At 65.6% G+C, this 12,802-nt stretch carries 13 protein-coding genes and 1 other RNA gene; 8 read left to right on the top strand and 6 right to left on the bottom strand.

What is annotated here, in order from left to right:
• Positions 1-71 precede the first annotated feature (71 nt).
• From QNO03_RS13265 to QNO03_RS13285, 5 genes are all read right to left on the bottom strand, one after another.
• Positions 72-1,427, bottom strand: a complete 1,356-nt coding sequence (locus QNO03_RS13265; RefSeq protein WP_289603626.1) for a GntP family permease — start codon at positions 1,425-1,427, stop codon at positions 72-74.
• A gap of 55 nt (positions 1,428-1,482) precedes the next feature.
• Positions 1,483-2,712, bottom strand: a complete 1,230-nt coding sequence (locus QNO03_RS13270) for a glycerate kinase (protein ID WP_289603627.1) — start codon at positions 2,710-2,712, stop codon at positions 1,483-1,485.
• 96 nt (positions 2,713-2,808) lie between these two features.
• On the bottom strand, positions 2,809-3,885 hold the full coding sequence (locus QNO03_RS13275; RefSeq protein WP_289603628.1) for a CdaR family transcriptional regulator: 1,077 nt from the start codon (positions 3,883-3,885) through the stop codon (positions 2,809-2,811).
• Between the two features lie 71 nt (positions 3,886-3,956).
• A complete protein-coding gene (locus QNO03_RS13280; protein WP_289603629.1) occupies positions 3,957-4,874 on the bottom strand; it encodes an SMP-30/gluconolactonase/LRE family protein in 918 nt (305 codons plus the stop codon).
• A 149-nt stretch (positions 4,875-5,023) separates the two neighbouring features.
• The gene (locus QNO03_RS13285; protein WP_289603630.1) at positions 5,024-5,686 is read right to left on the bottom strand and encodes a nucleoside/nucleotide kinase family protein; all 663 of its coding nucleotides are present in this window, start codon (positions 5,684-5,686) and stop codon (positions 5,024-5,026) included.
• 285 nt (positions 5,687-5,971) lie between these two features.
• Here QNO03_RS13285 and QNO03_RS13290 point away from each other — a divergent pair, with 285 nt between their 5' ends.
• The 8 genes from QNO03_RS13290 (at position 5,972) to QNO03_RS13325 (ending at position 12,260) form a co-directional block, all read left to right on the top strand.
• Complete coding sequence (locus QNO03_RS13290) at positions 5,972-6,754, top strand: hypothetical protein (protein ID WP_289603631.1); 783 nt, start codon at positions 5,972-5,974, stop codon at positions 6,752-6,754.
• Between the two features lie 247 nt (positions 6,755-7,001).
• Positions 7,002-7,334 carry a hypothetical protein gene (locus QNO03_RS13295; protein WP_289603632.1) on the top strand — a complete coding sequence of 111 codons (333 nt, stop codon included), beginning with the start codon at positions 7,002-7,004 and terminating at the stop codon, positions 7,332-7,334.
• Between the two features lie 54 nt (positions 7,335-7,388).
• The gene (locus QNO03_RS13300) at positions 7,389-7,685 is read left to right on the top strand and encodes a hypothetical protein (protein ID WP_442860215.1); all 297 of its coding nucleotides are present in this window, start codon (positions 7,389-7,391) and stop codon (positions 7,683-7,685) included.
• Positions 7,686-7,883: 198 nt separating this feature from the next.
• Positions 7,884-8,253, top strand: a transfer-messenger RNA (tmRNA) gene (gene ssrA / locus QNO03_RS13305).
• A 239-nt stretch (positions 8,254-8,492) separates the two neighbouring features.
• Entirely contained in the window at positions 8,493-9,542 is a 1,050-nt protein-coding gene (locus QNO03_RS13310) for a glucose 1-dehydrogenase (RefSeq protein WP_289603633.1), read from the top strand.
• A 99-nt stretch (positions 9,543-9,641) separates the two neighbouring features.
• A complete protein-coding gene (locus QNO03_RS13315; RefSeq protein WP_289603634.1) occupies positions 9,642-9,932 on the top strand; it encodes an Rv3202a family protein in 291 nt (96 codons plus the stop codon).
• Between the two features lie 30 nt (positions 9,933-9,962).
• The gene (locus QNO03_RS13320; RefSeq protein WP_229946497.1) at positions 9,963-10,727 is read left to right on the top strand and encodes a trimeric intracellular cation channel family protein; all 765 of its coding nucleotides are present in this window, start codon (positions 9,963-9,965) and stop codon (positions 10,725-10,727) included.
• Between the two features lie 153 nt (positions 10,728-10,880).
• Positions 10,881-12,260: an NAD-dependent succinate-semialdehyde dehydrogenase gene (locus QNO03_RS13325; RefSeq protein ID WP_229946499.1), complete on the top strand. Its 1,380-nt coding sequence runs from the start codon at positions 10,881-10,883 to the stop codon at positions 12,258-12,260.
• 7 nt (positions 12,261-12,267) lie between these two features.
• On the opposite strand, the gene QNO03_RS13330 is transcribed toward QNO03_RS13325, so the two are convergent.
• Complete coding sequence (locus tag QNO03_RS13330; RefSeq protein WP_229946502.1) at positions 12,268-12,744, bottom strand: GtrA family protein; 477 nt, start codon at positions 12,742-12,744, stop codon at positions 12,268-12,270.
• Positions 12,745-12,802: the final 58 nt, after the last annotated feature.

The following is a 12,802-nucleotide window of genomic DNA, read 5'->3' on the forward strand; positions in this document are numbered from 1 at the left end:
CAGAAGTATGGACCTGCGTCCGCCGGGCGGGTACCCCTGCCGGCTATTTATTCCGCCGGGTACCGTCAGCCTTAGAGCAGGAGCAGGCTCAGGACCCATACCGCTGCAAAGCCGGCAATGCCCTGTACGGCGGTGGCCGGTGTCAGCGTGCGGTACGCGGTGGCCGTCGGAATGCGGCTGAACTGGGAGACCACCCAGAAGTACGAGTCGTTGGCGTGTGACACCACCATGGCACCGGCACCGACGGCGAGCACCGCGAGGACGGGACCTGCACCACCGGCCAGTCCCAGCGGCTCCAGCAGCGGCAGGAGCATGGCCGACGTCGTCACCATGGCAACCGTGGAGGACCCCTGCGCGGTCTTCAGCGCCGCGGAGATCACGAACGGCACCGCAATGCCAAGACCCAGCGTTGCAAGGTTGTCGGACAGGAAAGCGGTGATTGAACTCTTCCCCAGCACCCCGCCGAAGGCTGCCCCGGCACTGGTGATCAGCAGGATGGGGGCTGCCAGCACGATGGAATCCGTGATCTGGGTATTGAAGGACTCGAGCTTGCCCTTGCCGCGCAGCAGGAACACCGCCGCCCCCAGGCCGAGCGCCAGCGCCACCACGGGGGTGCCGACAAAATTCACGGTTGCGGCCAGGCCGCCGCTACCCATGGGCGCGCCGGGCAGCTTGGCTATCGAGGACAGGCAGATGAGTGCAATGGGCAGCAGGATCGGCAGGAAGGCCATGAAGGCGCTCGGCAGCTTTCCGTACTGGGTCCGCAGATCCTCGTAGCTCACGTCCGCCTCTTCGGCGGGAACGGGCAGCAGTTCGACGTCCTTGTTCAGGAACCGGTTGGCGAAGAGCAGGGCGGCCCCCGCCGAAATTGCGGCCACCACGAGGCCGAGGGCAATCAGCAGGCCCAGGCTGTCCACGACATTCAGGTTGGACGCGGCGGCCAGCGGGCCCGGAGTGGGCGGAACCATTGTGTGAGTGGCATACAGGCCGGTCATCAACGCTATCGACATGGCGACCAGGGACACCTTGGCCCGTTCAGCCATGGCTTTCTTAAGCGAGTTGAGGATGATGTACCCGGAATCGCAGAACACGGGGATGGACACGATGTAGCCGATGATGCTCATGGTCAGCGTGGGAAACCGCGTCCCCAGGACCTTGATCAGTGCGTCAGCCATGGCAATCGCGCCGCCGGACCGCTCGAGAATGACGCCGATCATCGTGCCGAAAAGGATCACCAGGCCGATGTTGCCCATGGTGTTGCCGAACGCCGTCGTAATGGTCGGGATGATTTCCTCGACCGGCAGGCGAAACGCCAATGCCCCGATGAAGGCGGCTGCGAGGAGGGCGAGGAATGGAGAGATTTTCAGCTTCGCGGTGACGGCGACAATGCCGATCACCAGCAGCAGCAATATCAGCAGATCAATCATGGGGTTCCTTTAAAGTGAAAAACTTCGGTGTTCATCAACGGGGCAAATCATGGAATCACGACTTTTCGTGAAGTCCCAAACTCCTTGGTGCGGCGGAGTCGAACGCAAGCACGGAGCAGATGTGGGCGGCGGCGTCCTCAATGAGGGTGTCCGCAGCGGCCGTAAGTTCAGGGAGCGTTGAGGCTCCCCGGGCGATGGACACGGCCGCGGTGATGCCGGCCTCCCGGCACTGCGCCGCGCTGAGCTGGACGGTTCCGGCGACCACAAGGACGGGGGCGGACGCCGGCGCGAGGCGGCGGACGGCGTCTACCACTTTGCCGCCCAGCGACTGTGTATCCAGGCAGCCTTCACCGGTCAGGACGACGTCGGCGCGCGCCAGGGCGGCGTCGAGACCGACCGCGTCTGCCACCAGTTGCGCTCCCGGAACGGTTTCTGCTCCGAGCAGGGCCACCAGCGCCAACGGGAGGCCGCCGGCAGCACCGAAACCGGGGGTGGAGAGATATGGCGGGCCCTGACGGCTGGACTTGCCTTCCGTCGGTGGCCGGGTTTCTGCAGCGAGGTCGGCAAGGACCCGGGCGAGGTTGGCGAGACCGGCGTCAAGCACCTCGATGTCCGCCGGGCCTGCACCCTTCTGTGGCCCGAAAACCGCCGCCGCTCCTCGTTCCCCGCACAGGGGATTGTCCACGTCGACGGCGATCCTCCACTGCACGGTGGCCGCACGCGGATGCAGGCCGGACGTGTCGACGGAGCAGATACTGGTGAGACCGCCGCCGCCTGGCGCTACGGGATTGCCGGCTGCGTCCAGAAAGCGTGCCCCCAAGGCTGTGAGCAGGCCGGTTCCGCCGTCTGTGCTGGCCGAACCGCCAATGCACAGCAGGATCTCCTCGGCGCCGTCATCCAGAAGCCGCTTGGCGATAGTGCCTACGCCGTGGCTGTCCGCCCGCAGCGGTTGCAGGGGAACGTCCGAAACACCAGGGAGACCGTTTCCCTCGGCGGCTTCGATGATGCCGACTCGGCCGTCTGCAGAGCTGCCGTAGCGGGCCGCCTTCGGGCGTCCCAGCGCGTCGGTAGTCGCCGTGCTCAACGGCGGGCGGTGCCAGGTTGCCAGCAGTGCGTCGAGTGTCCCCTCGCCGCCGTCGGCCATTGGCAGCTCAACGATCTCGGCAGCCGCGCCGAACACCAATCGCGCGCCGCGGGCCATGGCTGAGGCGGCACCGGCGGCGGAAACGCTGCCCTTAAACGAATCGGGCGCGACGACAATTACGGGTGGGCGGGGATTTGGCACTCTGTCAACATTAGAGTGTTGATACTCACAGTCCTATGGTGAAAATGGCCATTAAGTATTCTCTTTTAGAGCTTTTTAGTGGTCATAACGCACGGGTTATACACGTGCAGCCACCAGACCTAGCCGCAGCGTCAACGCCTGATGTGCGTTCCGGGGGTTCAGCTGCGTCACCTCCGCAATGCGGTCGAGTCTCTGGATGACGGTGTTCCGGTGTGCGTAGAGGACGCGGGAAACCTCGGAGAAGGACCCGCCGGCGTCCAGGAAAGCGGACAGCGTTGTCCGCTGGGTGTCGGTCAGGTCAGCTATGCGGGAGGCCAGGTGCCCGGCAGTTTCACGGGGCATGCAGGCCACGGCAAGTTCGGCGCTCAACTCCCGAAGGTGGAGGACGGCGGATGTCGTGGGGAGGATCTCCGGACGGGCAACCAGGAAGCCGAGGGACCTCGCGGCCGATTGAAGCGACTCCGTCCCGGTGCAGGCATCGCCCAGCAGCAGCACCGAGCCGCTATCCGACGCCGCGGTGCTGAGCGCTCCGGCGTCGTGGGCTGGCAGCAGAATCCAGAGGGCACCCTGGAACGAAGCCGAGCGGTAGCGGCCCGACCGGGACACCAGATCACCGACCGGGCCGGAACGGACAGGGAGCCGGTGGGCGGGCGGACCTGCGGCGGTGCGGTCCAGGACGGCGGCCAGTCGCCACGGTCCAGGCAGGGCTGGGGAACCCGCCGCCAGCTCCTGTTCCAGGGAGGCCGACGGGGAGCCGCCGTTGATCAGGCGCGCGAGCAGTTCCCTGTCCCGCGCCTCACGCAACGCGGTACTGTCCATCTCCCGGTCGCGCTCGAGCAGCAGCCGGATGGTCAGGACCACGACGTCCGCCAGTGGCATCACCACGTCGGGGGCGCCGGTCAGGCCGACCACCCCAACAACGGCACCGTCGACTTCAATTGGACAGTTCACACCGGCCCGCATGCCGTCGCGTTCCGCGGAGGGCCGGATGACGACGGGTTTCCCCGTGGCTGCGGCCTCCCGGGCACCCGCGTGCAGTGTCCCGATGCGGGAGGCGTCCCGCGAGGCGATGATGAGTCCCGCTGCGTCCATGACGTTGACGTTGTGGTGAAGCGTGGGGGAGATGCGGTCCACGACGCGTTGCGCCAATGCACTGCCTAGCGGCGCTGACATATCCCCAGTCTAAAGCGGGCGAACGGCTGCCCGGTCTGCACCGCCGTCGTCCCTTACCGGTTCGCGCGCCGCTACCGGTTAGCCCGAAGGGCCGCCGCGGCGTCGCTGGCCGTGGTGCGGATCCGGTACAGGCTGGAGGTGGCCGTCATGTACAGGGTCCGGCCGTCCTGTCCGCCGAAGCAGACGTTGCTGACGGTTTCAGGCACCGGAATGTGTTCAAGCAGTTCACCGGACGGCGAGAAGACGCGTACGCCGTCGCCGCCGGAAGACCAGATGTTCCCGTCCGTATCCACGCGGAACCCGTCGGGTACGCCGGGGGCAACGCGCACGAAGACCCGGCCGTTCTTCGCCTGCCGGCCGCCGACGACGTCGTACGCGCGGATCGGGTTGCCCGCGGACTGCGCCGGGCCGTAGGGGGAGACGGCGTCCTCGGCGGTGTCGGAGACGTAGAGGACGGACTCGTCGGGGGAGAACGCCAGCCCGTTGGGGGCCATGATGTCGGTAATCACCGCGGTCAGCTCACCGCTGGCGGGGTCGAAGCGGAACACGTACCGGTCGCCGTATTCCAGTTCACCGGGGTGGCCTTCGGCCGGGTTGTCGATCCCGTAGGAGGGATCCGAGAACCAGATGGTGCCGTCGGACTTCACGACGACGTCGTTCGGGGAGTTGAACCGGACGGTGCCAAAGCGGTCCACCAGGGTTTCCACGGTGCCGTTGCGGTCGCGTTCAATGGCCCGGCGCCCGTGCGAGCACTGGACCACGGAGCCGTCCGGGTCCAGGGCGCGGCCGTTGCTGAACTCAATGTCCTCGCCGTAAACGCTCAGTTCGCCGGTGGTTTCGCTGTATTCCAGGATCCGGTTGGAGCGTACGTCGCTGTAGCGCACCGCATTGCGTTCCGGAACCCAGATGGGACCCTCGGCCCAGACCGCGCCAGTACCCACCTGCTCCAGCGAGGCTCCGTCTTCCAGCAGTGTCTGGCGTGCGTCCATGCGTGGTCTCCTTCTGAAGGGCCTGATCAATGGGTCCAGCTTTTCACGCCGGTGGCCTGCGTCCTTTTATACGCGAGGCGGCACTGCCGCCCAAAGCCCGGGACGGGCGTTGGACCGCGACGGGCGGGTCCGGGAGCGGTCCGGAGCGGCTAGTTCCACGCCGGGCGGACGACGACGTCGGCCCGTGCCTTCGTCTCCTGGACCAGCCGTGCGTTGCGCTCATCCACGTCCCGCACCCACGCCGCGGCCTCCGCCGGGGACTTCCCGAACCGGATGTGCCGTTCCACCAGCCGCTGGACGCGCAGCTCGTCGTCGGGTTCGCAGAACCAGACCTCGGTGCACCGGGAGCGGACCTCCTGCCATTCCGGCCGGTCCAACAACAGGTAGTTTCCCTCGGTCAGGATCACCTTCGCGGCCGGGAACATGGGAATGTCTCCGGCCAGCGGCTGCTCCAGCGTCCGCTCAAATCCCGGCGCATAGACCACCGCGGTCCGCGGGGAGCGGAGACGTTCCAGGAGTGCGGCGTAGCCGTAGGCATCGAAGGTTTCCGGGGCACCCTTGCGCGCCAGCAGCCCAAGCCGGGCCAGTTCCCGGTCCGAAAGGTGGAACCCGTCCATCGGCACGTGCGCAAAGCGGCGCTGTTCGACGTCGGGAATCCCGCCGCTCAACTCGCGGACCAGTGCTTCCACCAGGGTGGTCTTTCCAGCTCCCGGGGCACCGGCGACGCCGATGACCACGGTTCCGGCGGAGCTTCGCGCGAATTCGGAGAGCCTCTCGGCCAACCCTTCCGGAAGCTGAGGGGAACCGTTCACTTTTCCTCCGTCTTAGCGGCCGGCTTTCTTTCAGTTCTACACGCTTCCGGCCGGCCCCCGCCAGCTACTCCGCGACCGTGCCCACTTCGGCTGAGGCATTCCGGCATAACGATTTGGACGGCAGGCAAAACGCCGAATCCGGTCAGTTCCCGGTATTCGGGAGACGGTTACAGTGAACCGTCGTTTATCAACGGCAATAAAACATTCCGGGGGGAACAATTGAAGAAATCCGTGACTCTGCTGGCAGGTGCCGCAGTTGTCCTCGCACTATCGGGCTGTGCGGAGATGAAGTCTGCATATGAGGCCGTTGCTGGTCCGAGCCATTCCGAGAAATTGGAAATCGACGGTGAAGTCGAAACGCCGACTGGAAAGTACGCGTCCATCCGCGTCAGCGACGACTACATCAACTCCGTCCTCGACGCCGCGGGCAGTGGTTCTGTTGACATTCCCAACCGGGACGATCCAACTATGCCGCTCTCGACATACCACCCCATCAGAGAGCGGGCAACGATCACCAGATACTTCTTTAATGACTGGCTCGACTCCGCAGCACTGGAAGGCGGCGCGGAGGATTTCAATGCATGGAAGGCCGCTGCCCTGGCCGAAGGCAAGCTTTCCTCCTCTCCGACGACGCTGTCGTGGCTGAACGGAGAACTCGGAGGGCAGGACCAATGGGGCGTCCTGGGCGAGGGAAACCTCTTCGGATCAGCCCGGGAATCAACACTGATCCACGATGGCAAACCCCGCATCGCCGATGCCGACATCAGCTTCGGTGATGCCAGCTGGAGCCAACGCGATGAGGGTTACTACACAGTGCTGGACACTGAATGGTGGGTGAATTATCGGGTCTCCGAAGAGGTGGCGCGGGAGATCTCACGAAGCCAGGCCAATACCACCGACGAACAGTGGGAGGCATTCCTGGAGGAGGAGCCCAAGCACGGCGACGGGGAAACGTTCGTCCGGGTCGAAGGGACAGCGGCCTGGTGGTTGGAACAGGGGCATGAGGGACACGGAAATGTCCCGATCTATTTCATCGAATACACAGCCAACCCAAGCATTGTGCGGTAGCACCATGCCTGTAAGGACCAAGATGAATCAGCGGGTCACATTGATGGCCGTTGCGCTGCTAATGGGGTCGGGTGCAGTGGCGTCATGTTCGGATGGGGGTCGGTCGGCTCCAGAAAACGCGGCCAGCGATAACCAGAGCCTTCCTTCCCCCGGCACCAGTGGGGCAACGGGACCGGCAGGTGGGGTGGACGGAGAATTGTCCGGCCTGGAGTCAGGCGAAGCTACGCTCTCTGAGCTGGACGCTTTTATGCCACCGTCGGGTTCAGACCCCTATGCAGCTGGACCCATTCAGACGGCGGACCTTGAAGGCAACCGTGTTTATGCGCACCTGCAGTACCTCATCGGAAGGATCGACCGCTTCCTTGCCGAGAACGGGGTTCCGGGTGACTGGGAGACGGACGGCTTCAACCACATTGCCTTCGTCACGGACGGCAGCTACTGGGACCCCGAAGTCCTCGTCGGCTTTACCGGGTTTGCGGACGGTGGCTACGAACTATCGGGATGGAGCGAAAGTGATGACCGGTTCAGTGGCCCCACTGCCACTCTCACCTACAAGTCCGACGGCGGGTTCAGCGGGTAGCGGCCAGCCGGCCCCGGCATAAGCTGGGACTGTCATCTATCTGAGGAGAAACCGTTGTCCCTGCTGACCCCTTTGATCACCACCGCCGGCCTGATCGGCGGCTACAAGACCGCCCGTGACACCGGCAACCGCCAGCTGGGCGGCGCCGTACTCGCAGCCGCGGGCGCCGGTGCGTTTGCCCTCTGGAAGCGCGACGCCGGAACGGGCACCGCCGCGGCGCTGACGGCCGGCTACGTGGCCGCGTTCGGCCTGTCCCACCCGCTGGCCAAGAAGATGGGTGCCTGGCCTGCCGTGTACACCGTCACCGGTGCCGTGGCCGCAGCTTCGCTGATTTTCGGCCGCCGCCGCTAGGGCCATCCGCAAAGGCGTGCAGCGGTTCCGGGGTGGGAAAAGCTGGCTTCGGAGCCGCCGCACGCGCGGAAGCAAAACGCCGCAGCAGCCGGGAATGATCTGCGGAAACGGGTCGTTATATCTACTGAACGGCTCGAAGAGGGTCGTGCTGCAGGGGCCGGATCACCGGCTGCTGCCGCTTGATTGGTAACTCAATACGGGGATGATCGGTTTCGACGATGTTTGTTGAGCCAGGGGAAGCGGGCCGAGAACGCAGAGTTATCTCGTTAACGCTCTCTGCAAAACAATAAGTGCCAAACCTATGCGCACTGACTTCGCTCTCGCTGCGTAAGCAGCCGGAGTAGTCCGTCAGCCCGGAGTTGCTCTCGCTCCGGAGCCTGGCGTCGTTTAGAGGGCCACTGCTGAACACTCCCGCCGTCGGGGTGTTCGGGACATTTTGACGGCTGGGCCCGGAACAGCCACCTGTATGCAAGATGGCTGGGGCCGAGAAAATCCGACGCATACTGCGCCCGGAGAAGCCCTGACAAAACAACACCGGACGGGGGTTCGATTCCCCCCATCTCCACCACTTTGAAGGCCTGCCCCGCGGCGGGCCTTCGTTGTTTCCAGGCCCGGAATTTCCTGGACACGGAAGCCCCGGACACGGAACCCAGTCCTTCCGGACCCATTTTCGTAACGCCTGGCCCCATCGGCTTCTCCCCGCCGGTTTGCGCCGCACCGGCGGGCGCCCACGCTTCACCGGGGCCCGGCGGCGCTAATCTGGGATACAGACGGGCAGGCAGCCTTGGTACGCGGGAAGGGAAACACATGCAGGCACTGACGATTACCCCCGGACAGAAGGACTCGCTCGAACTGCGGAATCTTCCGGAACCGGAAGCCGCCGAAGGCAGCGTGCTGGTGGAGACGCTCGCAGTGGGACTGTGCGCCACGGACCGTGAGGTTATTGCGGCCGAATTCGGCACGGCACCTGCGGACCGGGACTACCTGGTGATGGGACACGAGAATCTCGGCCGTGTAGTCGAGGCACCGGAGGATTCAGACCTCGCCGCAGGGGACCTGGTGGTCGGGATCGTTCGCCGCCCCTGTGCCGAAAACTGCCGGGCCTGTGCGGCCGGTGAGTGGGACATGTGCCTGACCGGCACCTATACCGAGCACGGCATCGAGGGGCTCGACGGCTTCGCGCGCGAATACTGGCGCGGCGACCCCGAGGACATGGTGAAGCTCGAACCCTCGCTGGAACGCGTAGGAGTGCTGCTGGAACCTGCCACCATCCTGGCCAAGGCCTGGGAACAGATCGACCGGATCGGCGGCCGTGCCTACTTCCGGCCAGGCGTTGTCGCGGTCACCGGCGCCGGCCCCGTGGGCCTGCTTGCCGCGCTGCTCGGTGTGCAGCGCGGACTCGAAGTGCATGTCTTCGATCTGGAAGAGGACGGGCCCAAGGAGAAGCTGACCAAGGAACTTGGTGCCGTGTTCCACACCGACACCCTTCCGGAATCCGGCATCAAGCCGGACATCATCATTGAATGCACCGGCGTGCCCACGGTGATTAACGACGTCCTGCACCATGGCGCCAAGAACTCGGTCACCTGCCTCACCGGCGTTTCCGAGCCCGGCGGTGAGCAGCCGGTGGATCTGGGCCAACTGAACCTGGACCTGGTGATGGACAACCGCGTGGTCTTCGGCACCGTCAATGCCAACCGCCGCCACTACCTCAAGGCTGCCGCGGCCCTGGCCAAGAGCGATTCCCGGTGGCTCGAGCAGTTGATCTCCCGCCGCGTTCCGCTGGCCGACTATGCACAGGCTTTCGAGGACCACGACGGCGATATCAAGGTAGTGCTGGACCTGCGGGACGCCTAACCGTTCCGCAGGCTATTTCTACCGGGCGGCTTCGGTGATAGACAGAAGAGACCCAAGCCGCCCGCGGCGGTAACGGCAACCCGCATTGGAGGCATGCACATGCGCAAGGACGCTGATCAACCGGTAATTCCCAGCGGTTCGGATGCGGACCGGGCGGAGCAGTCACTGCCTGCTGTTCCCGGTGCCGGTGATGCCGGCCCAGCCGGGGAGATCCACCGCGATGGTTCCGAGGCGGACGGCATTGAGCAGGACATTCCCGCCGTGCCGGGTGCAGGGGACGCCGGGCCCGAGGGTGCGGTCCACCCCGACGGATCCGAGGCCGACATCCTGGAGCAGAACACGGCCATCCCGGGAAACGACGACGACTATCCGCCGGGGGACGAGGGCTGACCCCGCTTTCCGGGCCCGCAGCCACGTAGAATGGACCCCGGCAGAACCGGCGACGGAAACAGCAGGAGCGGCGTGGACCTTTTCGACCCGGGGGCGGTATTCGACGTCGTCGACCTCGCCGGTGTGCTGGCCAACGGCGTCCTCGGCGGGGCCGTGGCGCGGCAGCTGCGGATGGACCCGGTAGGGTTCCTGGTCCTGGCGCTGACCTCGGCGCTGGGTGGCGGCGTGCTGCGCGATACCTTGCTGCAGGCCGGTCCGCCCGTCGCGCTGACCAACCCCGCCTATCTCTTCACCGCCATTGCCGGGGCCTTCATTGCCTATGCCATTGAGCTCAAGGGTAAGTGGGCCAACCGGTTCCTCATCGTGATTGACGCCTTCGCGCTGGGCTGCTGGGCCGCCACCGGCACCGCCAAGGCGCTGGGGCTGGGGCTGGACTGGCTGCCGGCCATCCTGATCGGCGTCGTCACCGCGGTGGGCGGCGGGATGATCCGCGACATCGTGGTGGGCCGGGTGCCGGCCATCTTCGGCGGGAACACCCTGTACGCCACGGGCGCCCTGGTGGCCGCCGTCGAAATGGCCATCCTCTACGATCTGGGCCTGCAGAACGTGGGCATGGGCGTGGCCATCGGCACCTGTGCCGTGCTGTGCACGGTGGCCCGCCGGCGGGGCTGGCGGCTGCCCGGACCCGGGGAATTCAGCGTCCGGCTCAGCCGGCGCCCCCGCACCGAGGACCGGCGGAGCCCGGCGCAGGGCTGGCCGCGTCCTCGATTCTGGAAAGCGCGCCTCCGCCGCTGACGGACGGCAACCGGTCTCTGTGTGCCGTTAATCTCCGTTAATATCCGCCGTTCGGCGGTGGCCCACCGCTGCCGTTCAACAAGCCCCGACGCGGATTTAGTCCCGGAATTCCAGCCTTTTGCAGACTCGATTTGCGGGAGTAGCGTGGCCAATATGAGTGCTTACAAGAGCGTAAATCCAGCCACCGGAGAAACCCTTCAGGAATTCGCTGAATCCACCGACGCCGAAATCAACCAGGCCGTCACCGCAGCACACGGAGCCTTCGCCAGCTGGCGGAACGAGCCCGTGGAGAACCGCACCAAGGTCATCACCCGCGTTGCGGAGCTGTACCGGGAGCGCGCCGAGGAGCTCGCCAAGCTGATCGCCCTGGAAATGGGCAAGCCGCTGCGCGAGGCGAAAAACGAGGTAGCCCTCTCCGCCAACATCTACGAGTACTACGCCACCCAGGGCCCCGGCTTCATGGCCGATGAGCAGCTGGATGTGAAGGGCGGCGGCAACGCCGTTGTCCGCACGGAGCCCGTCGGCGCCCTGCTGGGCATCATGCCGTGGAACTACCCGTACTACCAGGTGGCCCGCTTTGCCGGTCCGAACCTGATGCTGGGCAACACCGTCCTGCTCAAGCACGCCAACAACTGCCCGCAGTCCGCCCTGGCAATGGCACAGATTTTCGCCGACGCCGGTGTGCCGGAGGGTGCCTACGTCAACCTCTTTGCCACCAATGAGCAGGCCGCGGACATCATCGCCGACCCGCGGATCCAGGGCGTGTCCCTCACCGGCAGCGAGCGGGCAGGATCCGCCGTGGCCGAGGTGGCCGGCCGGAACCTGAAGAAGTACGTGCTGGAACTCGGCGGCAGCGATCCGTTCATCGTCCTGGACACCGAAGACCTCGACGCCACGGTCAAGGCCGCCGTCGCCGGCCGGATGGGCAACGGCGGGCAGGCCTGCAACGCCGCCAAGCGCTTCATCGTGATGGAAGACCTCTACGACGATTTCGTGGAGAAGTTCACCGCCCGGATGTCCGCCATTGAACCCGGCGATCCGCTGCAGCCGGAGACCCGGTTCGGACCGCTCTCCACGCAGGCCGCCGCAGACGGCCTGGTAGAGCAGATCCGCGACGCCGTGGACAAGGGCGCCACCCTGCACACCGGCGGCAGCCTGATCGACGGACCGGGCGCCTACGTCCAGCCGACCGTGCTGACCGGGGTCACGCCCGAAATGCGGGCCTTCTCCGAAGAGCTGTTCGGCCCCGCCGCCGTCATCTACAAGGTTGCCAGCGAGGAAGAGGCCATTGAATTGGCCAACAACTCCCCGTTCGGCCTCGGCGGAGCGGTGTTCAGCACCGACGAAGACCGGGCCTTGGACGTGGCTGACCGGCTCGAAAGCGGCATGGTCTGGATCAACGGCACATCCGGCACGCAGGAGGACCTGCCCTTCGGCGGCGTCAAGCGCTCCGGCGTCGGCCGGGAACTGGGACGCTTCGGCATGGCCGAGTTCGTCAACAAGAAGCTGATCCGCACCCCGCGGAAGCAGTAACGCTTCCCTAGGCCGCGCGGGCGCTCTCCGGTTCTTCCTCCGGTTGCTCCGCGCGGCTGCTGGGTCCGTTGAACACCACATACCGGTACGCGAAATAGCGGAAGATGTTGCCCAGGGCGATGCCGACAATGTTGCCCGAAACGTTGTCCGCAAAGTGGCTGTCGAAACCCAGCACATAGTGCGAGATGTACAGGCAGCCCGTGGAGATGAGCAGGCCCACCAGGTTCGTCAGGGCGAAAAGCAGGGATTCGCTGCGTATGCTGCGGGTCCGCAGCTTCCGGAACGTCAGGTACCGGCTGCCCAGCCAGGAGACGGTGGTGGCCGCCAGGACGGAGACGGTCTTGGCCAGGATGGGGCTGTCTTGAATCAGCGTGGCGGAGAGAAGATTAAACAGGCCGACGTCCACCACGAAGGCGACGGCGCCGACGGCGGAAAACGAGCCCAGTCGGCTGACCACCCTGTGCATCCTGCTGGTTTCTGCCATTGCCGACAATCCATTCAACCCGCTGCTGCGGGACACCGTTCCCTGCCCTTGCCCGCTG

The organism is Arthrobacter sp. zg-Y877, assembly GCF_030373105.1.
Lineage (GTDB): Bacteria > Actinomycetota > Actinomycetes > Actinomycetales > Micrococcaceae > Arthrobacter_B.